The sequence below is a fragment of the Herbaspirillum sp. CF444 genome (assembly GCF_000282135.1).
GTDB lineage: Bacteria > Pseudomonadota > Gammaproteobacteria > Burkholderiales > Burkholderiaceae_D > Herbaspirillum.
Genome location: NZ_AKJW01000021.1, coordinates 16,874 through 41,524, shown reverse-complemented (window position 1 = coordinate 41,524; position 24,651 = coordinate 16,874). Strand labels below are relative to the sequence as shown.

General features: G+C 60.4%; 17 protein-coding genes. 2 read left to right on the top strand and 15 right to left on the bottom strand.

All coding sequences use genetic code 11. The features are described from left to right. Nucleotides 1-20: 20 nt before the first annotated feature. The 3 genes from pbpC to PMI16_RS05625 all read right to left on the bottom strand — a co-directional run bounded on the left by pbpC (nucleotide 21) and on the right by PMI16_RS05625 (nucleotide 9,076). The gene (gene pbpC / locus PMI16_RS05635; protein WP_007877309.1) at nucleotides 21-2,240 is read right to left on the bottom strand and encodes a penicillin-binding protein 1C; all 2,220 of its coding nucleotides are present in this window, start codon (nucleotides 2,238-2,240) and stop codon (nucleotides 21-23) included. Beyond that, nucleotides 2,240-8,080: an MG2 domain-containing protein gene (locus PMI16_RS05630; protein ID WP_007877308.1), complete on the bottom strand. Its 5,841-nt coding sequence runs from the start codon at nucleotides 8,078-8,080 to the stop codon at nucleotides 2,240-2,242. The genes pbpC and PMI16_RS05630 overlap by 1 nt, the downstream gene beginning before the upstream one ends. Nucleotides 8,081-8,194: 114 nt before the next feature. Continuing rightward, complete coding sequence (locus PMI16_RS05625) at nucleotides 8,195-9,076, bottom strand: LysR family transcriptional regulator (RefSeq protein ID WP_007877303.1); 882 nt, start codon at nucleotides 9,074-9,076, stop codon at nucleotides 8,195-8,197. A gap of 105 nt (nucleotides 9,077-9,181) precedes the next feature. On the opposite strand from PMI16_RS05625, the gene PMI16_RS05620 reads away from it, so the two are divergent. Together PMI16_RS05620 and PMI16_RS05615 are read left to right on the top strand one after the other, a co-directional pair. Beyond that, entirely contained in the window at nucleotides 9,182-10,366 is a 1,185-nt protein-coding gene (locus tag PMI16_RS05620; protein WP_007877301.1) for an MFS transporter, read from the top strand. A gap of 38 nt (nucleotides 10,367-10,404) precedes the next feature. Then, entirely contained in the window at nucleotides 10,405-11,460 is a 1,056-nt protein-coding gene (locus PMI16_RS05615) for an SDR family oxidoreductase (protein ID WP_007877297.1), read from the top strand. 74 nt (nucleotides 11,461-11,534) lie between these two features. Here the strand turns inward: PMI16_RS05615 and PMI16_RS05610 are convergent, their stop codons facing one another. From PMI16_RS05610 to ispG, 12 genes are all read right to left on the bottom strand, one after another. Further along, nucleotides 11,535-12,071, bottom strand: coding sequence for a phosphoribosyltransferase (locus PMI16_RS05610; protein ID WP_007877294.1), 537 nt, complete (start codon nucleotides 12,069-12,071; stop codon nucleotides 11,535-11,537). 92 nt (nucleotides 12,072-12,163) lie between these two features. Beyond that, complete coding sequence (locus PMI16_RS05605) at nucleotides 12,164-13,477, bottom strand: adenylosuccinate synthase (RefSeq protein ID WP_007877292.1); 1,314 nt, start codon at nucleotides 13,475-13,477, stop codon at nucleotides 12,164-12,166. A 3-nt stretch (nucleotides 13,478-13,480) separates the two neighbouring features. Further along, nucleotides 13,481-14,632: an ATP phosphoribosyltransferase regulatory subunit gene (locus PMI16_RS05600; protein ID WP_007877291.1), complete on the bottom strand. Its 1,152-nt coding sequence runs from the start codon at nucleotides 14,630-14,632 to the stop codon at nucleotides 13,481-13,483. A 234-nt stretch (nucleotides 14,633-14,866) separates the two neighbouring features. Then, the gene (gene hflC / locus PMI16_RS05595) at nucleotides 14,867-15,751 is read right to left on the bottom strand and encodes a protease modulator HflC (RefSeq protein WP_007877290.1); all 885 of its coding nucleotides are present in this window, start codon (nucleotides 15,749-15,751) and stop codon (nucleotides 14,867-14,869) included. Then, a complete protein-coding gene (gene hflK / locus PMI16_RS05590) occupies nucleotides 15,751-17,061 on the bottom strand; it encodes an FtsH protease activity modulator HflK (RefSeq protein WP_007877289.1) in 1,311 nt (436 codons plus the stop codon). The genes hflC and hflK overlap by 1 nt, the downstream gene beginning before the upstream one ends. A 119-nt stretch (nucleotides 17,062-17,180) precedes the next feature. After that, on the bottom strand, nucleotides 17,181-18,308 hold the full coding sequence (gene hflX / locus PMI16_RS05585; RefSeq protein ID WP_007877288.1) for a GTPase HflX: 1,128 nt from the start codon (nucleotides 18,306-18,308) through the stop codon (nucleotides 17,181-17,183). A gap of 39 nt (nucleotides 18,309-18,347) precedes the next feature. Continuing rightward, nucleotides 18,348-18,587: an RNA chaperone Hfq gene (gene hfq / locus PMI16_RS05580; protein ID WP_007877286.1), complete on the bottom strand. Its 240-nt coding sequence runs from the start codon at nucleotides 18,585-18,587 to the stop codon at nucleotides 18,348-18,350. A 119-nt stretch (nucleotides 18,588-18,706) separates the two neighbouring features. Beyond that, nucleotides 18,707-20,050, bottom strand: coding sequence for a ribosome biogenesis GTPase Der (gene der, locus PMI16_RS05575; protein ID WP_007877285.1), 1,344 nt, complete (start codon nucleotides 20,048-20,050; stop codon nucleotides 18,707-18,709). A 6-nt stretch (nucleotides 20,051-20,056) separates the two neighbouring features. After that, entirely contained in the window at nucleotides 20,057-21,226 is a 1,170-nt protein-coding gene (gene bamB / locus PMI16_RS05570) for an outer membrane protein assembly factor BamB (RefSeq protein WP_007877283.1), read from the bottom strand. A gap of 54 nt (nucleotides 21,227-21,280) precedes the next feature. Next, nucleotides 21,281-21,931: a tetratricopeptide repeat protein gene (locus PMI16_RS05565; RefSeq protein ID WP_007877281.1), complete on the bottom strand. Its 651-nt coding sequence runs from the start codon at nucleotides 21,929-21,931 to the stop codon at nucleotides 21,281-21,283. 16 nt (nucleotides 21,932-21,947) lie between these two features. After that, on the bottom strand, nucleotides 21,948-23,294 hold the full coding sequence (gene hisS / locus PMI16_RS05560) for a histidine--tRNA ligase (RefSeq protein WP_007877279.1): 1,347 nt from the start codon (nucleotides 23,292-23,294) through the stop codon (nucleotides 21,948-21,950). Nucleotides 23,295-23,378: 84 nt separating this feature from the next. Continuing rightward, nucleotides 23,379-24,647: a flavodoxin-dependent (E)-4-hydroxy-3-methylbut-2-enyl-diphosphate synthase gene (gene ispG, locus PMI16_RS05555; RefSeq protein WP_007877277.1), complete on the bottom strand. Its 1,269-nt coding sequence runs from the start codon at nucleotides 24,645-24,647 to the stop codon at nucleotides 23,379-23,381. Between the last annotated feature and the right edge of the window lie 4 nt (nucleotides 24,648-24,651).

Below are 24,651 nucleotides of genomic sequence, written 5' to 3'. Positions count from 1 at the left end.
TGCGTTTTGGGGACCGCTTTCTATCTCGCCGACAAACTCACCTTGCTCTTCAGAGGTTTGCCTTCAGGCGGCCGCACCAGCGCGCCACGCACCTCAAACCGCAACTGATCAAGCACCGCGCCGTTCCCATCCTGCAAAACCAGTTTGTGCTTGCCCGGCCAAGGCATCCAATCGTAGCCCAGGTCTGCGGATTTTTTACCTGCCGCTTTCAACGGTTTCCCATCAAGCAGCCACACGCCCTGCTTCGCACCTTGCGCGGTGAAGCGCAAACGTTGATGCGTCGGCGGAATATCGGGATCGATCGCCACCAGCATGCCCGGCGTCGGGTAGGTGATCATCGGCGCGATCTCGCCCGACTTCGCCACATGGAGCATGCGCTGGCTGGTGTCAGGCAGGAAGTATTCGGTACGCGCCGCTTCCAGCTGATTTTCAAACTGCACCGGCTGTGCAATCACCGATGCCGGTTTGGCCGGTTCCTGTGAACCGGATTGACGGTGCAGATACTGCATCACCTCCTGCCAGACCGGCGCCGCGCCCGTGACGCCCGACACATCCCACATCGGTGCGCCGGATGCATTGCCGACCCAGACGCCGACGGTATAGCGCGACGAGAATCCGACACACCAGTTGTCGCGCATGTCCTTCGAGGTGCCGGTTTTGACTGCCGTCCAGATGCGCGTCGACAAGGCATTCTCCAGACCGAAAGTCCGCGCCCTCGCACTGCGGTCGGACAAGATGTCGCCGACGATGAAAGAGGCGCCGCCGTCCATCGCCTGTTGATAGGTCGCGCGCGGATCGGTCATTGCGGTACGCACGCCGCTGTAACGCCCCTGGTTCGCCAGCGCGCGATAGGCATTGGTCAGCGACAACAGGCTGATATCGGCGCTGCCCAGCGCAAGGCTGTAGCCGTAATAATCGCCCGACTCGCGCAGATTGAAACCGAGCGTCTGCAAGCGCCGGAAGAAACGTTCCGGCGTCACCATCACCAGCGTGCGCACGGCAGGGATATTGAGCGACGATCCCAGCGCGGTACGCAGACTCACCAGTCCCTTGAATTGCCGGTCATAATTCTGCGGAATATAGAGGCCGGCGGAAGTCGCCAGATTGACCGGCGAATCGTCGAGCAGCGATGCCGCCGTCAGCCATTTTTTCTCGATCGCCATTTCATACAGAAACGGTTTCAGGGTCGAACCGGCCTGGCGCAAGGCCTGCACGCCATCGACCTGCGCCGCGCCGGACAGCGAGCCACTCGATCCCACCCAGGCCAGGACATCGCCGCTGGCGTTGTCGATCACGACCACCGCGCCGTCTTCAATATTGCGATCCACCAGCGCCGACAACTGGCGGCGCAAGGCATCGCCGGCAAAACGCTGCGTCGCTGCATCGAGGGTTGAATACACGGGCTTGCCCGCATCCTTGAGCAGCTTGCGCCCCAGATGCGGTGCAAGCTGCTGCGCGGTCGCGGCGCCGCTGAGCTCCCCCTTGGCCGTGGCGCGCGCCAGCACCAGTTCCGTGCGCCCCTGCAAGCCATTGCATTCCTGCGGCGCGCCCTGCTCTTTCAGGATGGAACAGGCGCGCTCCGAGACCTTCGCCGGTTTGGCGTTGGGCGCGCGAATCAATGCTACGGCGATGGCCGCCTCGCTCTGATTCAGGCCGCTGGGATGCTTGCCGAACAGCACGCGCGACAAGGCATGCACGCCGACCAGCTCGCCGCGGAAACTGACCAGATTCAGATAGGCCTCCAGAATCTGATCCTTGCGCCAGTTGCGCTCCAGCGACTGCGCGATGAAGACCTGCGACACCTTTTGCGTCATCGACCGCGCCGACGACTTGCGGCGCAGATCGTCATAGATCAAACCCGCCAGTTGCATCGTGATGGTCGAGGCGCCGCGCGTTTTGGTGTTCCACAGGTTGCCCCATGCCGACGCCGCCACGGCGTTCCAGTCGACACCGCTGTGCCGATAAAAGCGCCGGTCTTCGGAAGCAATCAGCGCGTTGCGCAAGGCCGGCGACACATCCTCCAAAGCAATCCAGGACAGGCGACGTTCATTGGGATTAAGCCGCAGTTGCTGGATCAATTCGCCATGACGGTCGTACATCGCGGCGTCCGACGAGCGGAACGACTGCTGCACTTCGATAAAACTTGGGACGGCATGCGCGACACCCGGCGCTCCCGTTAGGAGCGCCGTCGACGCGGCAAACAGTATCGCCGCGATATGTCGTCGCAGATTCTCGTTCATCACGGCGCCTTGATGCTCACCTTTGCATTCGGAATCTCGCCGAACATCTCCGGCGCGTACATCGCCTCGACCCGCGTCGGCGGCAGGCTGAATTCGCCGGCGTTGTTCAGCCGCACCGTGTAGGAAATGCTGGAACGCCCTTTCGGCATGCGCTCGTAATAGGCGCGATAGCCTTCGAAGCTGCGCTCTTCATACGCCAGCCACGCACTGCTGCGCGAGCGGCCATCGTCCTCGCCGCTGCGCGTGATGGCGGAGTCGCGCGCCAGACCGGAACCCAGCAAGCTGGAGCCGCCCGGAATCGGATCGTTCAGCACCACCCAGGTCATGTCGGTCTGCGCGTCGATATCCAGCGTCACGCGCAAGACGTCGCCGCGGCTGTAGACGCCCTTCTGCTTCTGCTCGACGGCAACGATCGTCTTGGTGATGCGGTAGCCGCTGGAGAATGGCGCTTTCAACGACACTGCGGCCAGGCTCTGCACGGTGATCCACGGCTTGCCGCTGCCCTCCTGCGTGAACTTCAGCGTACCCGGCGCGGACGTTCCCCAAGGAATCTGTACTTTGCCCCCGGCGACGCCCGCACCGCTCCACGCATAAGCGTTGCTGCCCGCATCGGACGCGATGCGCGTAGTACCGCCCACCTTTTCGGCTTCGAACGCACGGCTGAATTTTTCCAGCGCCAGGCTGCCCCAGACATTCGCGGTCGTGGTGCTCCAATGGCCGCGCTGCTGACGCTGGATGGCGCCGCTGATCAGCTTGGGCATGTCTTCGCGCCAGGCCGGATTGTTCAGCATGGTCAGCACAAGGCGATTGGCGTTGCTGTCGCCGCCGGCCATCAGCCACCACCAGTAGTCGCTCGCCTCGTCCGAGAAGCCCATGCGCGTGCCCTGATAGTTCAGGCGCGAGCGGATGATCTGATCGGCTTCCGCCAGACGCTTGTCGCGCTCGGGAATCGTCGTCACGCGCTGCAAGATGGCGATCCAGTCGAGCACCGCCGAGGTCGGCCACAGATTCGGATTGATCTGAATCGAACCGAGCATGGATGGCTGCACGCGGTGATAGCGCGACAAGGCTTCCAGCGCCGCCAGCTTGCGCACGTCGAGGTCCTTTTTCGGCGACCAGAAGTCGCGCGTGAGCTTGCCGTCGACAAACGCCGCCAGACCGTCCAGCATCTTGTCGCGGCTCTGCACCGGCAAGGCGTAGGCTGCTTCGTTCGATGCCGCCAGCAGATAGGCCGTCAGGGTATCGCTACCGCGCCGCGCATTGGATTCGCTCGGCGGGAAGTAATATGCCAGGCCGTCGGCATCGAGATAGGTCGGCAAGTCGGTAACGATCTTCTGCCACAGAGCGTCGTCACGCAAGCCGATGGCCTTGGAAGTACGCTGCTCAAGGCATGAGAACGGATAGTCGGCGAAGTATTTGCGGATGCCTTCGCTGCCGCCGGCCAGACTCGGCTTGAGCGAAATATTCAGACCGCCGCGTCCCGGCAAACTGTCGGCCGGTTGCGCCACGCTCATCGACGATGTCTTGTCGAGCTGGAACAGCGTCGCCTGCTGCACCGTCACCGGTATCGCCGGCAAGACGCGCTGGACGAATTTGATGGCGTCCTTTGCCGCCGATGCTGACGATACGGATTGCTCCTGCGCGCCGATTTCCCAGTTCAGTTGCGAGATGTCCGCCGGCACGGTCACCGGCCACATGACTTCACGCGCTTCGCCGGCAGGAATGGCGACGTCCTTGTCCTGCAAGGCAATCGTCGCAGCCGGAGCCAGGGCCGTGCCCGTCGCTTTCGCGTTCAGGCGAAGCTGCATGGCGCGCGTGGTGGTGTTGCGCACGGTGACCATGGCGTTGAACTGATCGCCTTCGCGCACCAGCGGCGGCAGGCCGGAGATGACCTGCACGTCCTGCGACGAGCGGATGCTGGCCGAGCCGGTACCGAACAGGCCGGCGCCGCTCTCCGCCACCGCAACGATGCGGAAGGCCGTCAGCGCGTCGTTGAGCGGCACGTCGATCTGCGCCCTGCCGTTGGCGTCGAGCACCACGTACGGCTTCCACAACAGCAAGGTGTCGAACAGTTCACGGGTCGGCGATTTGCCGCCGCCACCTCCGGCCGGCGTAGCCTTCTTGCCGTAGTGGCGTTTACCGATGACCTGCATTTGCGCGGTCGACGTGTCGATGCCGTAGCTGCGCCGCTGCAACATGGCGGAGAGCAGATTCCAACTGGTGTTGGGTTGCAGTTCCAGCAAGGCTTCATCTACCGCCGCCAGCGCGATCTCGGCGCCCGCGGCAGGCTTGCCGTCGGGCAGCGTGACCTGCACGCTGACCTTGGCGGTCGAGCGGATCGGATAGGTCGGCTTGTCCGCCGTCACCGCGACTTTCAGCAGATGCGCGCCGCTGCCGACCGCAATCTCGGCGACGCCGAATTTGTAGGCCGGCTTGGCCAGATCGACCATGGTGCCGGGCGCTTGGTATTCCTTGAACTCGTGCCACCAGTTGATCGGCTCTTTCCAGCCCCAGGTGAAGAAGGAATACCAAGGCACTTCGCGCATGCGGCCGCGCACGGCCAGCACCGAGACGTAGACGTTCGGTGCAAAGCCGCCCTTGACCGGCAGGCTGATGGTCGGGTCCTGGCCGTTCAGTTGCACGACCTGCGTTTCGATCACGCCTTCGCGCTCCACCGCCACCAAAGCAGTCGCATAGCGGAACGGCATGCGCACCTGGAACTTGGCGGTCTCGCCGGGCTGATAGGTCTTCTTCTCGGGGAGAATGTCGATGCGATCCTGATTCTCCCCGTCGAACCACAACTCGCCCTGGCGCGTCACCCATACCGAGGTCCGGGCGAACGAGGCGTTGCCGTTGCCGTCCTTGGCCGTCGCGGTCAGCTCGACATTGCCTGCTTCCGACAGCGACACGTCGCAAATCAGCACGCCATGCTTGTCGGACTTGCCCGAACACAGGGTGCCGAGGTTTTGCGACGAACGCGTGTTTTCATAGGCATAGAAACCGCCGACCATGCGCTTGCGATGCGAATTGGTTTGCTGGCTCTGGGCCGTGATTTCGACGGGTACGTCGGCTTGCGGCTGACCTGCCGCGTTGAGCACGACCATGCTCAGGGCCAGCTTCTTTTTCACCGAAACCCAGTCGCCGCCCTTGATGCCGATGACGACTGCCGAGGGCCATACCGCCGTGACGTTGGAGATGGTCTGGATCTCGCCGTTCGGATCGCTGTAGGTCATCTCGGTCAACAATTCGCGCGGCGTCTTGATGACAGGCATGGACTTGACCGTGGTGCGGCCTGCGCCGTTTTTATCCAGCGTCACCGGCAGTTTGTCGGCGACGATTTTCTGATCGTCGCTGTCGGCATTGCCGTCCTCGTTGCCGTAGTTGCCGGCATTGAAGGTATAGCCGTCATAACCCGAAAAACTGACCGGCTTCGCGCGCATCAGGCTGGTGATGCGCACCGATTGCCCCGAAGCGCCGCCGCCATTGATGTAGTTGAGCTGGACGTCGAGCGGCACCTCCTTCGGCGCCACCAGGCCGGCGCCCTTGTTGGCGATCACCGGCGTGATGCGGCCCTGCATCAAGGGCAGGCGGAATTCCTCCACGCGGAAACTGCCGGTACTGTAGCTGCCCTGTGCAGAACCGCCTTCTTCGGCGTCGCTATCGTTATTGCCGTCGCTGCCGTCACTGCTGCCGCCTTTCGCCGCGCCGCTGTCGAGCATGACGTCATAAGTGCCGAGTTTGGCTTCCTTCGGAATCGCAAAGACGGTCTCGGCATTTTTCTGATTGCGCCACTTCAGCGGAAACTGGAACTCCTGTCCGCTGCCCTGATGAATGATGCGCACGCGCGTGGGCAGCTTGTCTTTGCCGGCCAGCGCGAAACCGTTCATGCTCTCCAGCCGGAACTCATGCTTCATCGACACCGTCTCGCCGGCGCGGAACAAAGTGCGATCAAAGACGGTATGCGCCCGGGCATTGGCAGCCGGGGAACGATCGGTCGGCAGATTGAAGCGCCACGATTCGATACCGTCATTCCACGAGGTCAGTGCAAACGCCATGTCGGCGCGCCCCTTCTCGTCGGTCTTGCGCGCGCTGACGAACAGGCCATTGATGGCGCCGTCTTCGTTCTGACGGCTGGCGCAGATGTCTTCGATCGGCTTGGCGATCATCGCCACGCCGATCGCATTGGTCTTGCCGCGCCACAGCTCGTCGCCACGGCAATTGGAGATGCGCACGTCGGCATCCGCCACCGGCCTGGCCGTGTCGAGCGTCGTCACCCACACCGCATTGTTCTCGCGCCCGAGCTTGACGTGCACCGACAGATTGGTCACCAGCGTGCTGGTGCGCACATACATCGGCGCCGGTTTGCCGAGCAGGGACGCGCCAAGTTTTTGCGACTCCAGCTCGACCACATAGAAGCCCGGATCCTTCAGGGGAATGCCGACCACTTCAAACGGCCGCTCGCCGTCCTTGGCGTCCGCCAGCGCCGGCAAATTCAGCGTCTTCACGCCAGGCTCTTTGGCCAGCAAGCCGATGGCGCGCGTGTCGGGCGTCTTGCCCGTGGTGTCGCCCCAGCGTTCATGAAAACGATTGAGTCGCGTCAGCCACGCGATCACGCCCTTGTCGCCATCGACCTTGAGATTGGCGACCTTGCCCGGCAGCGCGGTACCGTCGGCGCCGCGCACCATCAGGTTCGCTTCGACGCGGCGCAAGGTCACCGGCAAGGTGGCGTCGGCATTCAATTCGATGATGCCGAACGGCGCCGCCGGGAATTTCGCCAGCGGCGGATAGCCGGCGGTGCGCGACTTCAGCGGAAATGCGGACGCGTTGCTGAGCGCGCGGCCGCTTTCATCCTTGAAGCCGGATGGCAGGTTGACGGTGAATTCGCCGTTCTCCGGGAACGGCGGTTTGAAGGTCAGGTTGTAGACCAGCTCATCCGTATTGTTCTTCTCGAAGAAGGGCTTGAGCTTGCCGTTGCTGCTCTTGAGCTCCACCGCCTCGGCCAGCTTGCGCGGCACGGCGGACGAGAACGACATCGTCACCGGCAGGATCGGCGAGCACGCAGCGTTGGCGTTCTCGCGCTCGCAACTGAGGCTGGCGGTGAACTCCTTGCGCACCTTGAATTTGAAGGTCTGCGGTATCGTCGTGGCAATGCCGTTGAGCGTGGCGATGCCCTTGTCCCAGGTCAGCTTGACGGCGGCATCGTTGGGCAGGCGTTGCTGGCACTGCACGATGGAGACCAGCGACGGGTCGATTTTCTTGGCGAATTCCTGCAGCAAAGCTTTGCGTGTCGCTTCAGGAACAAACTTGACCGGAATGCGTTCGTGGATGCCTTCCGCCTCGCAATACACATGATCTCGCACGCTGTCCTGATTTGCCGCGCCGTTCTGGAACAGGATGAAGGCTTGCTCTTCCTCGATCTCGTTCCCTTCCGGCATATGCCGTACGACGGCAGGTCCGCCGGTGTTGAACTGGAACACGCTCTTGCCGGTAAGTGCTGCTCCGGACACCGCCTTGACGCCCGGTTTCAGGGTAAACGAACAACGCGTACCGGGCGGCAGATCGCGCTCGAAGTCGTAGATCCAGTTCTTGCCGTCGGCCCAGCGCGAAGTGCCTGCCACCGCGCAGTTGATATCGAAAGGTGCTGCCGCCTTGGGATCGCCGAACTTGACCAGCGGCTCGGAAAACGTCGCGCGCGCCTGGCGGATCTGGGCAACGTCGCCTTGCGGCGAAAAGCCGACGACGCCGGCTGCGGTTGCCGGCAACGACAAACTGGCTGCCGCCAGCGCCGCTGCCAGTTTCAGTGTCGGGTTCCAGCGTAGGGTCCGGAAAATCAGAGGCATGCTTGCTCCGTTATCTTTTTTAATCAGTTCTTTGGCGACGCGTCATGGTGACGAAGCCTTGTGACACGATCAAGACAGATTGTGATTCGAATGGTTCTTTGTCCTGTACCGGCTTCACAGCTTGCACTGCAAAAAATCAAGAAAACAACTAATGCGTCTCGAAATTTGCGTATTCCGATAATACACAGCATGGATCTTCTGGCGAAATGCCGTGTGTGATTTTTCCAGCACGCGCACCAGGCGCCCTTCCGCCACATCGGCATCCGACATGAAATTGGACAGGCAGGCGATGCCTTGCCCGTGGAGCGCCAGATGGCGGATCGTCTCGCCGCTGGAAGCGCGGAATGCCGGCTTGATCGGATAGCGGTCGCCGTCTTCGTGCTGCAGCGGCCAATGATTCAATCCTTCGGGTTGGGTAAATCCGATCAGCTGATGGTTGTCGAGATCCTTGACCGTCTTGGGCGTGCCGTGGCGTCGCAGGTAGTCCGGACTAGCCAGCAATTGCAGCCGCGCCGAGGTCAAGGGCTTGGCGTGCAGCGTCGAATCCTGCAGCTCGCCGATGCGGATCGCAATGTCGGTGCGCTGCTCGACCAGATCGATGAAGCGGTCGTTGGTGGTCAGATCCAGCTCGATGTCGGGATAGGCTTCGCGAAAGGCGGCGACGTGCGGCACGATACAGTGCAGCATGAACGGCGCCGAGGCATCCACGCGCAGCTTGCCGACCGGCTTCTGGCTGCGGATGCGAATCGACTCTTCGGCGCGCTCCATGGCGGAGATAATGTCGCGCGCCTGCGCCAGGAATACCTGTCCTTCCTCCGTCAGCTCCATGCGCCGCGTCGTGCGCGTAAGCAGGCTGGTGCCGAGTTTTTCTTCCAATCGCGTCAGGGCGCGGCTGATGCCCGACGTCGTCTGTTCCAACACCTCGGCCGCCGCGCTCAGGCTGCCGGCCTCGACAACGGCGATGAAAACGCGCATTTCATCCGATTGCATGGTCATTATTGACTCCAATTCAAATATTTTTTGATTTTAACGGTATTTTTCTCAACAAAGATAGCCGTCACAATGGCATACGTCAAACAAACTACTACTGGGAGTTGAATCATGCCGATTGCTTTATGGGCGCTGGCCATCAGCGCATTTGCGATAGGAACCACCGAATTCGTCATCATGGGCCTGTTGCCCGAAGTTGCCGCCAATCTGGGCACGACCTTATCCTCGGCCGGCCTGCTGGTCACCGGCTACGCGCTAGGCGTGTTCGTCGGCGCCCCGCTGGTCACCGCCACCACCGGCAAACTGCCGCGCAAGACCTTGCTGGTCAGCCTGATGGTGCTGTTCGTCATCGGCAACGTCGGCTGTGCGATCGCGCCGGACTACACGACCCTGATGATTTCTCGCATCATCGCCTCGTTCTCGCACGGCGCCTTCTTCGGCGTCGGCTCGGTGGTCGCCACCGGTCTGGTCGCCAAGGAGAAGCAGGCTTCCGCCATTGCGCTGATGTTCACCGGCCTGACCGTGGCCAACGTGCTGGGCGTGCCTTTCGGCACCTGGCTGGGCCAAGCCTACGGCTGGCGTTCGACCTTCTGGGCGGTGAGCGCCATCGGCGTCGTGGCCTTGCTGGCAACGGCCTGGCTGGTGCCGCGTTCGGATGACAAGCAGGATGCCGACTTCAGCAGCGAACTGCGCGTGCTGGGTCGCCCGCAAGTGCTGCTGGGCCTGTTGATGACCGTGCTGGGCTTCGGCGGCGTATTTGCGGCATTCACCTATATTGCGCCTATCCTGACCGACATTACCGGCTTCCAGCCGGGCGCCGTGTCGCCGATCCTCTTGCTGTTCGGCGTGGGCCTGGTGGGCGGCAATTTGCTGGGCGGCAAATTCGCCGACAAGTATCTGATGCCGACACTGGTGGTGAGCCTGGTGTTACTGGCCGGCGTACTGGTGCTGTTTTCGTTCACCAGCCATTACAAGCTGGCTGCCGTGATCACCGTCGGTTTGCTGGGCGCCGCCGCCTTCGCCACCGTGCCGCCGCTGCAAATGCGCGTGCTTGAGAAAGCTACCGGCGCGCCGAACCTGGCGTCGTCGGTCAACATCGCCGCCTTCAACCTGGGCAACGCCCTGGGCGCATGGCTGGGCGGCGTCACCATCGATCACGGTCCCGGTCTGCATTCGGTATCGATGGTTGCCGCATTGATCACCGCAGGCGGTCTGGTTGTCGCGCTGATCAGCTGGAAGCTGGATCGCAAAGCCGTTCCTGCCGTTTCGCTGAAGACCGCCAACGAAGCTTGCTAATTCAGGATCTCACGCCAACGCAGCATCAGGAATCCGCCATGAATATGCAAAAAACAGCTCTGGTAGTCGGCGCCCAAGGCGTCATCGGCCGCAATCTGATCGATCATCTGCGCGGCCTGGCAGACTGGAGCATCATCGGCCTGTCGCGCCGCGGCGGCGAGTCGGACGAGCGCGTGCAGCATATCGCCGTCGATCTGCTCGACAAAGACGACGCCCGCGCGAAACTGGGCGGGCTGAGACAAGTCACCCACATCTTTTACGCGGCCTACCAGCATCGTCCGACCTGGGCCGGACTGGTGGCGCCGAACCTGGCGATGCTGGTCAACACGCTGGAAAGCGTCGAGGCCGCAGCTGGCGACTTGCAGCACGTCAGCCTGATGCAGGGCTACAAGGTGTACGGCGGCCATCTCGGTCCGTTCAAGACGCCGGCACGCGAAACCGATGCGCATTTCATGCCGCCGGAATTCATGTTCGACCAGCAGACTTATCTGGAGCAACGCCGGCAAGGCAAGTCGTGGACCTGGTCCGGCATCCGGCCGGCGGTGGTCGGCGGCTTTGCGCTGGGCAACCCGATGAACCTGGCGTTGGCGATTGCGGTGTATGCCTCGGTATCGAAAGAACTCGGCCTGCCGCTGCGCTTTCCCGGCAAACCGGGCGCCTACGACAAGCTGGTGGAGATGACCGACGCCGGCCTGCTGGCGAAAGCCACGGTGTGGGCAGCAACCGATCCGCGTTGCGGCAATCAGGCCTTCAACATCGGCAACGGCGACCTGTTCCGCTGGAGCGAAATGTGGCCGAAGATCGCGCGCTACTTCGATCTGGAGGTGGCGCCGCCGCTACCGTTGTCGCTGAGCACGGTCATGGCCGACAAGGCCGAGGTGTGGCAACGGATCGCCGAAAAACACGACCTGGCGCCGCACAGCTTTGCCGACTTGTCGTCGTGGGAATTCAGCGACTTCGTCTTTTCATGGGACTACGACATGTTCGGCGACGGCTCCAAGGCGCGGCGTTCCGGCTTTCACGAATATGTCGAGACCGAGGCGATGTTCATGGCCATCTTTGACGACTTCCGCCGCCGCAAGGTGATTCCCTGAGATTGCGGGCATAAAAAAGAGCTTACGTAAATGCGTAAGCTCTTTTTGTTTGGTCCTGCAGAACGATGAATTAATTACTTCGACTCGCCCTTCTTGATCCATGCCGCCAGCTGATGCGGACCAAGGCCGTCGTAGTCTTCGAACGGCTGATGAATCCACGGATTGGTCGGCAGGTAGTCGAGGTGGTAGTCCGGTTCGACGATGGAGCATGCCTTCCACCACAGCACGGCCGATTTGATCTCGGTCACGGCCGGATAGTGTTCCTTGAGGTGCATCTGGACCTTTTGCAGGGTCACGCCGGAATCGACCAGGTCGTCCACCAGCAGGACGCGGCCCGACAGGCTGCCCTTGGTGATGGTGATGTACTTGGCGATGTCCAGGCTGCTGCGAATGGTGCCGGCGGCTTCGCGGTAGGAACTGGTCGACAGGATCGCCAGCGGCACGTCGAAGATGCGCGAGAACACGTCGCCGGGACGCAGGCCGCCACGCGCCAGACACAGGACCTGATCGAATTGCCAACCCGATTCGTAGACCTTCAGGGCCAGTTTTTCGATGCTGCGGTTGTAGTCATCCCAGGAGACCCACAGGTCTTTATCGTCGGATATTTTCATTTTTGAGTACTCGTCTTACGGAATTGCTTTTCTTGTGAGAACGGCGAACAACAGCTTGTTCGCCGCTTACTCCAGATTACTGGATTGCCTGATTACTTGAATGGATGGCGCAAGACGATGGTTTCTTCGCGGTCAGGACCGGTGGAGATCATGTCGATCGGCACGCCGACCAGTTCTTCGATGCGCTTGATGTAGGCGCGTGCATTGGACGGCAGACCATCCAGCGATTGTACGCCGACGGTCGATTCTTTCCAGCCCGGCATTTCTTCGTAGATCGGCTGGCAGGCGGCGGCTTCTTCAGCACCGACCGGGAAGATGTCCACGATCTTGCCGTTGAGGGTGTACCCGGTGCACAGCTTGAGCGACTCAAGGCCGTCCAGCACGTCGAGCTTGGTCAGGCACATGCCGGACACGCCGTTGATCTGCACCGAGCGCTTCAGCAGCGCGGCATCGAACCAGCCGCAGCGGCGTGCGCGGCCAGTCACAGTGCCGAACTCGTGGCCGACGGAGGCCAGGTGCTTGCCGACGCCTGCGTCGGTCGGCAGTTCTGCCGGGAACGGACCGGAGCCGACACGGGTGGTGTAAGCCTTGGTGATGCCCATGATGTAATGCAGCATGTCGGGACCGACGCCGGCGCCGGCGGCGGCATTGCCGGCCACGCAGTTGCTCGAGGTCACGAACGGGTAAGTACCGTGGTCGACGTCCAGCAAGCTGCCTTGCGCGCCTTCGAACAGCAGGTTGGCGCCCTTTTGGTTGGCGATGTGCAGGTCGTTGGAGACGTCGGCAACCATCGGCTTCAGGCGCGGCACGTTGGCCAGCGCGTCGTCCAATGTCTTTTGGTAATCGACCGGCTGGGTCTTCAGGTATTGGGTCAGGACGAAGTTGTGGTAGTCCAGGTTTTCCAGCAGTTTTTCCGCAAAGCGCTTCTCGTTGAGCAGATCGGCGACACGGATGGCGCGACGGGCGACCTTGTCTTCGTAGGCCGGGCCGATGCCTTTGCCGGTGGTGCCGATCTTGGCAGCGCCGCGGGCGGCTTCGCGCGCGACGTCCAGGGCAACGTGGTAAGGCAGGATCAGCGGACAGGCTTCGGACACTTTCAGGCGCGAGGCGACTTCGACGCCGGCAGCTTCCAGCTTGTCGATTTCGCGCAGCAGGTCAGGCACGGACAGGACCACGCCATTGCCGATATAGCAAGCCACGCCAGGACGCATGATGCCCGACGGAATCAGTTGCAGGGCGGTCTTCTGACCACCGATGACCAACGTGTGGCCGGCGTTGTGGCCGCCCTGGAAACGCACCACGCCTTGCGCGTGATCGGTCAGCCAATCGACGATCTTACCCTTACCTTCATCGCCCCACTGGGTACCAATGACGACGACGTTCTTTGCATTGCTTTTCTGTAACATGGCTTAACCTAAGTTTTTGATAATCCAATTTCCATTGCTGAGTTCCACTGCGCGGTCGCAGTCGAACTCGTCCTGGTCGTTTTCGTGTCCGGGGAGGCTCTGAATCACGATTTCCCCGGCCCGACGCAATTCCGCTATTTTCTCACGCAAACCGGCCTCGGTACCCCATGGCGCACGAATTGCACGTTTTCTTTCCGCGCCGGGCATCAGACGTGCCAGTTCGCGCAAATCCATGGAAAAACCGGTGGCCGGACGAGCCCGTCCGAATGCTTCGCCGACGTGGTCGTAACGGCCGCCGCGCACCACCGCATTGGGCAGGCCCGGCACATAGGCCGCAAACATCACGCCGCTGTGATAGTGATAGCCGCGCAAATCCGCCAGGTCGATGGTGACGTTGGCTTCACCGGCCAGTTGCGCCAGCGCCGTCAACTCGTCCAGCGCCTGCGCAATGCCCGGCAACGACGGCAAGGCTTTGCGCGCGCGTTCGATGACTTCGCTGTCGCCGTATAACCCCGGCAGCGCCAGCAAGGCGTCGCGCGTGACCGGCTGATAATCTTTGGTCAACACTTGCAAGCCGGGAATATCCTTGGCTTCCAGCAATCCGAACAACTGCGCCGCCTGCTTGCCGGCCTTGTCGTCATTGGCGATGATCGCGCGCAACACGCCGACGTGGCACAAATCCAGACGCACCTTGGCGATGCCGGCCAGCGCCAGTGAGGCCAACGCCAGTTCCTGGATCTCCGCATCGGCTTCCAGGCCGGCGTGACCGTAGATCTCGGCGCCGATCTGCAGCGGCTCGCGCGTCGCATGCAGGCCGGAAGGACGCGTATGCAGCACGCTGCCGGCATAGCACAGGCGAGTCACGGAGTCACGATTGAGCAGATGCGCATCGATGCGCGCTACTTGCGTGGTCATGTCGGCGCGCACACCCAGCGTGCGCCCCGACAGCTGGTCGACCAGCTTGAAAGTGCGCAGGTCGGTATCCTGCCCGGCGCCTGTCAGCAGGGACTCAAGATATTCGAGCAGCGGCGGCATGACCATTTCGTAGCCGTACAGGCGGAAATTGTCGAGCATGCGACGACGCAATTCCTCAATCTTGCGCGCTTCGGACGGCAAGACATCGGCGATGTTTTCGGGAAGAAGCCAGTTCGGCATAAAACGAATCAATCAGAAAAATATGTTTAACAACGTGCGTAAAACCTGCCTGAGCCACGCCCTTCTTACACGCGGCAAGGCACACACGTCAAATGACGTGCATGCCTTGTAAAAATCGCATTCAATCAGGGAAACAAATATGCGGGCTACAAAATGGAAAGATGCCCTCAACAAGCAGCATCAGTCCAATACCATCCCAAACCCACATATTACGATCTTGCTCTCGGTCTTGCCTTATTTCTTGGTGCTGATGCCTCCCACACCCTTGAAATATTTGAAGAACTCGGAATTGGGATCCACCACCATCAAGTCATGCCGGTTCTTGAAACTGGCGCGGTACGCCTCAAGACTGCGGTAGAACTTGTAAAACTCGGGATTCTGCCCGAACGCCTGGGCATAAATCTGGGAAGCCTTGGCATCGCCGGCGCCGCGAATCTTTTCGGCATCGCGATACGCTTCGGCCAGGATGACCACGCGCTGACGATCTGCATCGGCGCGAATCTTTTCCGACTCGGCGGCGCCGGTGGAACGCAATTCATTGGCGACGCGAGCGCGTTCGGACTTCATGCGGTCGTAGACCGAATTATTGATCTGGTCGACATAGTCGACACGGCGCAGACGCACATCGATAATCTCGGCGCCGATCTGCTTGGCCTCGAGGGCTACCTTGCGCTGAATCGCATCCATCACCTTGCCGCGTTCGCCGGAGATCACTTCGCGCACGGTGCGCTTGGTGATTTCTTCATTCAGGGCAGCCTTGACGATCTGCGACAGACGATCCTGGGCGCGACGGTCGTCACCGCCGAAGCTGATGAAGTACAGACGCGGATCGACGATACGCCATTTGACGAAGGAGTCGACCAGCACGTTTTTCTTCTCGGCCGTGATGAAACGGTCGGCGTCAGGCGTATCCAGGGTCTGGATGCGCTTGTCGAGGTAAATCACGTTCTGGAAAGGCGGCGGCAGTTTGAAGTGCAGGCCCGGCTCGGTCACGACCTGCTTGACCTCGCCGAGGGCAAACACGATGGCCGACTGGCGTTGCTCGACGACGAAAATGGTCGAAGACAGCAGCCAGAGGGCAACGATGACGGCAATAACGCTGGTAATCAGGCGGCTCATCAGCGCACCTCACGATCACGGGAATCGCGCGCATCCCGATTGCGGGAATCGCGCTGAACATCGACTGGATACACTGTATCGTTTCCTGGAAGTGTTGGCGCCGCTGAGGCAGCCGGTGCGGTCGCCGGCTTGGCGACGTTGGCGTTGTCTGTTTGCTGGATCAGTTTATCCAATGGCAGATACAGCAGGTTGTTGCCGCTCTTGGCGTCCACCATGACCTTGGTCGTATTGGTGAAGATCTGCTGCATGGTTTCCAGATACATGCGATCGCGCGTGACGGCCGGGGCTTTCTGGTATTCGTCCAGAACCTGCTTGAAACGCGCTGCATCGCCCTCGGCGTTGGCGACGATGCGCGAACGATAGGCTTCAGCCTCTTCCAGCAAGCGCGATGCCGCACCGCTGGCCTTAGGAATCACGTCGTTGGCGTAAGCCTGACCTTCGTTCTTCTGGCGCTCGCGGTCCTGACCGGCCTTGACGGCGTCATCGAATGCAGCCTGCACCTGCTCCGGCGGCTGTACGCCCTGCATGGTGACGTTAGTGATCTGCACGCCGGACTTGTAGCGGTCCAGAATCTGTTGCATCAGCTGGCCGACGTCGAGCGCCACCTTTTCACGGCCTTCGTAGAGAACGAAGTCCATCTTGCTGCGGCCGACGATTTCGCGAATGGCGGTTTCAGCAACCTGGCGCACGGTTTCGTCCTGATCGCGGTTGTTGAACAGCCATTCGGCGGCGTTCTTGAGTTTGTATTGCACGGCGAACTGGATGTCGATGATGTTTTCATCATCGGTCAGCATCAGCGCTTCTTTGAGTTGCTTGTTCTTGGCATTGCTGCGATAGCCGATTTCAGCCGTACGTACTTGAGAAACGTTGACGATTTCGTGGCTTTGCACCGGATACGGCCAACGCCAGTTGAAGCCTGGCAGCGTGGTGTGACTGTACTTGCCGAAGGTCATGACGACTGCGGTCTGGCCTTCCTGCACGATGAAGAAACCGCTGGCCAGCCAGAGGAAGGCGACGATCACCGCGATGACGCCGACACCGATGCCCGCGCCCTTGATGTCGCCGCGATTGAAATTGCCGTCGCCGTTGTCGGAGCCGCCACCGCCGCGTTTGCCGAACAGGCGGCTCACGCGCTGGTTGAAATCGCGCCAGAGCTGGTCGAGATCCGGAGGACCGTCTTCCGGCTTCTTGTTGCCATTACCGCCGTTATTCTGATTTTGACGGTTGTTGTCGTCTTGCGAACCGCGCCCCCATTGAGGGTCGTTCAGCGAGAATGTCAAACCGAGTTTTTTGAATAGAGAAACAAGCATGCGTTGCGATCCGGCTTAATTATTAAATTGAATCAAAAGGGAATGCCCGCCAACTTCGGGAACGACTTAATCTGGCTTATCAGGCTCAATCAAAGCGCCCGACGAACGACTGAAGCGACCTAATGCGCGTGCACATCTTGAGAATCGACAACCTGAGACTGCGCACCTCGGCGCGCCTCGATCGAAGACCTGAGTGAGTCGGCAATTGCCTGCCGCAACAAATCCAGGCCTGCACCGGTTTTCGCACTAATAAAAACCCGGTGGATTCTACCATACTCGTCATGCTCGACTGCCGGTTCCAGCTCGGCGGCATCGATCTTGTTCCAGACCAGAATCTGCGGAATATGATCCGCGCCGATCTCTTTCAGCACCAGATTGACCTGTTCGATCTGCTCCATCCGGACCGGGCTTGCCGCATCGACCACGTGCAGCAGCAAATCGGCGTGTATGGTCTCTTCCAGCGTCGCGCGGAAGGCCGCCACCAACTGGTGAGGCAGCTCGCGGATAAAGCCGACCGTATCGGAAATCACGACATGGCCGACTTCGCCCAGATAGACGCGACGCGAGGTCGTGTCCAGCGTGGCAAACAACTGGTTGGCGGCATACACGCCGGCTTTGGCCATGGCGTTGAAGACCGTCGACTTGCCGGCATTGGTATAGCCGACCAGGGACACGGAAAAGGTATCGTTGCGCCCGCGAGCGCGACGTTGCGTAGCGTGCTGGCGGTGCAACTTTGCCAATTGCCCGCGCAATGCCTTGACGCGGTCGCCGAGCAAGCGGCGGTCGGTTTCCAGCTGGGTTTCGCCGGGACCGCGCAGGCCGATACCGCCCTTTTGCCGTTCCAAGTGAGTCCAGCCGCGAATCAGGCGTGTCGCCAAATGTTGCAACTGCGCCAACTCGACCTGAACCTTGCCCTCATGGCTTTTGGCTCGCTGGGCAAAGATATCGAGAATCAGGCTGGTGCGATCGAGCACGCGCGTCTTCAGCACGCGCTCGAGATTGCGCTGCTGGGCAGGAGACAAAGCGTGGTTGAAGATAACAATGTCGAGTTGCAGATCGGCGACGGCGTCAGCGACTTCCTGAGCCTTGCCCGAACCGACAAATAAGGCTGCGTCCGGACTGGCGCGCTTGCCCGTAATGGTGGTAACGGGCTCGGCGCCAGCGGACTTTGCCAGCAGAAACAGCTCATCCAGACTAGCGGCAAAATCGCTTTTGCCGAAATCCAGGCCGACTAGCGCGGCACGCATATCAAAATGCACACGGCGTAAAGCCGGCTGAATAAGCCATTATTCCGATTCTGCCGAATCGAGACTCAAATTGACGGCACGTGCTGGAACGACGGTGGAAATGGCATGTTTGTATACCATTTGCGTGACGGTATTGCGCAGCAGGACGACGTACTGGTCGAACGACTCCACATGACCTTGCAGTTTGATGCCGTTTACCAAATAGATGGAAACGGGGACGTGTTCTTTTCTTAAGGCGTTAAGAAATGGGTCTTGTAACAATTGCCCTTTGTTGCTCATGGCAGCTCCACTGTGTTGTTGTGATTAGGATTTGGAGGCACCTGAGAAAATTTCAAGTGCTTTACCAATCTATGCGTTATGAATGTAAACGATTTCCTACGTACCGCCAAGATTGACGACTATTTATTATCCTGGCGAACGAAAGGATTCTTGCTCGAGCGGAACTCGATACGAAGTGGAGTGCCAACCAGCGAGAAAGTTTCACGAAAATGCTTTTCGAGATAGCGTTTGTAGCTGTCGTCCACGCCCTCAAGGGCGTTGCCGTGAATCACCACGACAGGCGGATTCATGCCGCCCTGATGCGCGTAGCGCAGTTTGGGACGGATCGATCCCTTGCGGCGCGGCTGCTGATGTTCGACTGCTTCAATCAGGGCGCGCGTGAGCTTGGGCGTGGTCAGATTGGACATGGCGGCGGCGTAGGCCGAATCGATGGATTTCATCAACGGGCCGATGCCGGTCGATTTCAACGCCGAGATGAAATGGAATTTAGCAAACGACAGGAAACTGAGCTTGCGCTCCAGATCCATCTTGATCTCGTCGCGACGATCGCTTTGCAGACCATCCCACTTGTTGACGCCCACCACCAGCGCGCGTCCCGACTCCAGCACGAAGCCGGCGATGTGCGCGTCCTGCTCGGAGATATCCTGCTGTGCGTCGAGCAACAGCAGGACGACGTTGGTTTCCGAGATCGACTGGAGGGTCTTGACGACGGAGAATTTTTCAATCGCTTCGAACACTTTGCCGCGACGGCGGATACCCGCCGTGTCGATCAGCGTGTATTGCTTGCCGTCGCGTTCGAACGGGATTTCGATCGAGTCGCGCGTGGTGCCCGGCATGTCGAACGCGATGACGCGCTCTTCGCCCAGCAAGGTGTTGACCAGCGTCGATTTGCCCACATTCGGACGGCCGACGATGGCAATCTTGATGCCGCGCGCGACATCGACTTCTTCACCGAGATCGGGACGCTGGGCAACGGCGATATCCAGTGCTTCATCGACCAGATCGGCGACGCCATCGCCATGCGCGGCGGAGATCACATAAGGATCGCCTAGGCCAAGCTCGTAGAAATCGGCCGTCACCGAGGTGTACTTCATGCCCTCGGCCTTGTTGACCACCAGCATGACCGAACGTCCGGACTTGCGCAGGAAATCGGTGATGGTTTTATCGTGCGGGGTCAGCCCCTGACGACCATCGACGATGAATACCACGACATCGGCCTCGACCACGGCCTGCTTGGTCTGTTTGGCCATTTCATACATGATGCCCTCTTTGGCGACCGGCTCGAAACCGCCGGTATCAATCACCAGAAAGGGGCGCTCGCCGACCCGGCCTTCGCCGTAGTGACGATCCCGGGTCAACCCGGGCAAGTCTGCGACCAGCGCATCACGCGAACGGGTGAGCCGATTAAACAATGTCGACTTACCGACATTGGGACGACCAACAAGTGCAATAACCGGCTTCATTAAATATTATTCTGCCGCCAAGGCGACCAGTGTTCCTGCTTGAGTTTGAAAAACGACGTTTTGCCCAGCGGCAATCGGCGTCACTTGAATCGGGCTGCCGTCAGTACTCGTACGGGCGACGAACGAACCATCGTCGCGCGACAAGAAATGGATGTAACCCTGATAATCTCCCACTGCGACCGCTTTGCCAACCGCAATCGGTGCCGACAGGCGGCGATAAGACAATTTGGGGTTATGCCACATCGAGGCGCCGGTATCGCGGGAAAACTCACTGACACCACCCTTGTCGTCTGCGGAAAAAACATATTGGCCATCCAGCGTCAGGCCGGAATCGCTGGAAAATTCCTTGCCCCAACGAACGTTGCCATTGCCGACATCGAAACAGCCGATACGTCCCTGATAAGCCACTGCGCACACATCGCGCACGCCCAGCGCCGGCACGCCGGACACGTCGGCAATACGTTCGAGTTCAGTCGTGCCGCGCGGATCGCCCACGGCGACTTCCCAGCGCGGGCCGCCGTTATTCAACGCCAACACCGACAAACGACCGCCCGGCAAGGCGACATAAGCGCTTTGGGAGTCGAGGACGATGCCTGGCGCCGTACGCAGCGTCAGCGTCGGCAACGGTCGCAGGATGCTCCAGCGGCGGGTGCCGTTTTCCGCATCGAACGCGGTGATACGGTTATCGATGCTGCGCACCACCACCAGACCGTAGCCGACAGCAGGAGCGGACAATACTTCGGTTGGCGCCGACGCCTTCCACAAGGACTTGCCGCTGGCGTCAAAAGCCTGGACGACACCCTTCTCGCCCACCACGGCAACCGTATTGCCGTCGCTGCCCACACCGGCAGTCAGCGAGCCGGCGCTGATGCGCCACATCGCTTGACCGGTCGCCGCGTTCAGGCGCGTGACGGTGCCGTCAGCCCCGGCAGCAAAAATGCTGTCGGCAGCATAAACCGGGCTGAACTGGAAATTGCCGGCCTTGCCCACCGAAGCCGTCCAGACGGTCGTGGTGCGCAAGGTTTGCTTGAACTCGACCAATGCCGCCGGCGGATTCACTTCCTTCTTGCTGGAAAACAGCGAGCAGCCCGACAACACGGCGACTGCAGCCAGAGCCCCCAGTTTGACAGCCAACGAACCTGCACGCTTGGAAACGACTTGTGACTCACGACGCATATTGTTTTTCCTCTTACCGAATTTCACGATGTTGGAGTGCGGTTATGGCGATGATCAGGCCGCAGCCTTGGCTGGAGCGCCGCCGATGGCGTCAAGCTTCAATTGAATCAGCTGACGGCCCGGGCTGCGCTGATCTGTCTTGTCCAGCGCCAGTTGATACGCAGCGCGCGCATCATCGCGCTTGTCCTGCGCCACCAGAATGTCGCCCTTGCGATCGGCGACTGCACCGGCAAACTGCGCAGGAAAATCACCGGCCAGCAGCTTGAGCCCCTCGTCGTAGGCTTTGGCGTCCAGCAGCAAGCCGGCCAGACGAATCGACGCGATCGCCTTGTATTCCGCGTCGCGACCGTGGTCGATGACCCATTGCAACTGCTTCTTGGCATTATCGACATCGTTGGCCTCGAATGCCGCCTTGGCCGCCACCAGCGCACTCATCTGCGCATAGGCGGTGCCGCTGAACTTGTCCTGCATGTCGGTGGCGGCGCGCAAGACCTTCGCGTTGTCCTTCGCTTCCACCGCATGCAACTGCTCATCGTAGAGCTGCGACGCTTGCTGGGATTGCTTGTTCAGATAGGTATTCCAGCCGGTCCAGGCGGCGTAAGCGGCCAGCGCGATGATCAACACCCAGGTCAGAAGATTGCCGTACTTGCTCCACCATGCCTTGATGGAAGCCAACTGTTCTTGTTCTTCGAGATCGTATGCCATGAAATATGTCTAAAAATTAAGGGTGATAATGAACGTGGTCGTGATCATGGTCGTGGTCGCCGACGATCTGATCCACCACATAGTCCGGCACGCCATCGAATGGCACCGTGACCTGGTTGCTTTCGCCTTCCGCCGCGCGCAGGTTCTTTACCGTCGCCGTTGCATTCGTCACCTCGTCTTCGCCGATAATGACCGCAAACGCCGCACCGCTGGCATCGGCCTTTTTCATTTGCGATTTGAAGCTGCCGCCGGCGCTCGCCGATGCGCAATGTAGCACAACATCCAGCCCCGCACTGCGCAATCTTTCCGCCATGACAAAGGATTGCAGTTGCGCGGCTTCGCCCTGATGGACCAGATAGATGTCGCATTGGTTCGGCGCGTATTGTTCGCCACTGGCCTTCATCAGCTCCAGCAGACGCTCGACGCCCATGGCAAAGCCGCAGGCCGGCGTCGGCTTGCCGCCGAACATTTCGATCAGCGGATCGTAACGACCGCCGCCGCAAACGGTGCCTTGCGAACCCAATTGATCCGTCACCCATTCGAACACGGTGCGATTGTAATAATCCATGCCGCGCACCAGGCGCGGATTGATCGTGAATGGAATGTTGTTGTGGTTCAGGATCTTCTGCACGCCTTCGAAATGCGTGCGCGATTCTTCGCCCAGATAATCCAGCAACTTGGGCGCACCGTTGACCATGTCCTGCATCGCCGGATTCTTGGTATCCAGAATGCGCAGCGGATTCGAATGCAGGCGACGTTGCGCATCCGCATCGAGCAGCTCCTTGTGCTGTTCGAAATAGGCGATCAGATCGGCGCGATGCTTGTTGCGCTCTTCGGCGTTGCCGATGGAGTTAAGCTCCAGGCGGATGTCCTGCAAGCCGAGATCATCCCACAGGCGCTGGCACATCATGATCAACTCGGCATCGATATCCGGGCCGGTGAAACCCAGGGCTTCGGCGCCAACCTGATGGAACTGGCGATAACGGCCGCGTTGCGGACGCTCATGACGAAACATCGGGCCCGCGTACCAGAGACGCTTGGGACCGTCGTAGGTCAGGTTGTGCTCAAGCGCCGCGCGCACCACGCTGGCGGTGTTTTCCGGACGCAGGGTCAGATTGTCTCCGTTCATGGAATCGGTGAAGGAATACATTTCCTTTTCGACGATGTCGGTGACTTCGCCGAGGCCGCGCGAGAACAAGGCGGTCGGTTCAACGATGGGCGTGCGGATCTGCTGGAAGCCGTAGCTCTTCAACACCGAATGCACGGTGTTCTCAAACAGTTCCCACAACGGCGCGTCGGCGGGAAGAATGTCGTTCATTCCTTTGACGCCGACGATTTTTTCGATTTTCTTGTTTTCAGACATGCTTGTATTCAGTAAGGTTATGTCGCCGGCAACAGACGGGCTTAACACAGGCTTTCCCGCGGTTGCGACGACCAGCGCGACCCTTCAGGCCGCGGATTGTTTGCTGTAATGCGATTGCACGTATTCCAATACGATGGACTGGAACTCTTCCGCGATGCGATCGCCGCGCAACGTCATGCGTTTTTCGCCGTCGATGAAAACCGGCGCGGCAGGCGACTCCCCCGTGCCCGGCAGGCTGATGCCGATGTTCGCATGCTTGGATTCGCCGGGACCGTTGACGATGCAGCCCATGACGGCAACGTTCATGCTCTCGACGCCGGGATAAACGCCTTTCCAGACCGGCATCTGATCGCGCAGATAGGTCTGGATCTTGTCTGCCAGATCCTGAAACACCGTCGATGTCGTCCGGCCGCAACCGGGACAAGCGATTACCATCGGGGTGAACTTGCGCAAGCCCATGGTCTGCAGAATTTCCTGGCCGACGATCACTTCACGGGTACGGTCGCCACCCGGTTCCGGCGTCAGCGAAATACGGATGGTGTCGCCGATGCCTTCCTGCAGCAATACCGACAAAGCCGCAGTCGATGCAACGATGCCCTTGCTGCCCATGCCGGCTTCGGTCAACCCCAGGTGCAAAGGATAATCGCAACGGCGTGCCAGTTCGCGATACACCGCAATCAGGTCCTGCACACCGGAGACCTTGCAGGAGAGGATAATCTTGTCGCCGGCCATGCCGAGCTCTTCGGCGCGCTGGGCATTTTCAATCGCCGAGGTCACCAATGCTTCGTACATCACCGCCTGGGCGGGCCACGGCTCTTTGCGCCGGGCGTTTTCGTCCATGATGCGCGCCAGCAGCGCCTGGTCGAGACTGCCCCAGTTGACGCCGATGCGTACCGGCTTGTCGTAGCGGCAAGCGACTTCGATCATCTGCGCAAACTGGGTGTCGCGCTTGGCGCCTTTTCCCACATTGCCCGGATTGATGCGGTACTTCGACAACGCCTGCGCGCAATCGGGATAATCGTTCAGCAGCGTATGGCCGTTGTAATGGAAATCGCCGACCAGCGGCACATCCACGCCCATGCGATCCAATTGTTCACGAATCGCCGGTACCGCAGCTGCCGCTTCCGGCGTATTCACCGTGATGCGCACCACTTCCGAGCCCGCGCGCGCGAGATCCTTGATCTGGATCGCGGTGCCAATGGCGTCGGCGGTGTCCGTGTTGGTCATCGACTGCACCATCACGGGTGCGCCGCCGCCGACGACAACCTGACGCGCACCATAGCTGATGACCGCGCGGCGACTCTGGCGACGAGCCAGCGGACCTGATGCAATTGGAGAAAATGAAGATGACATACTT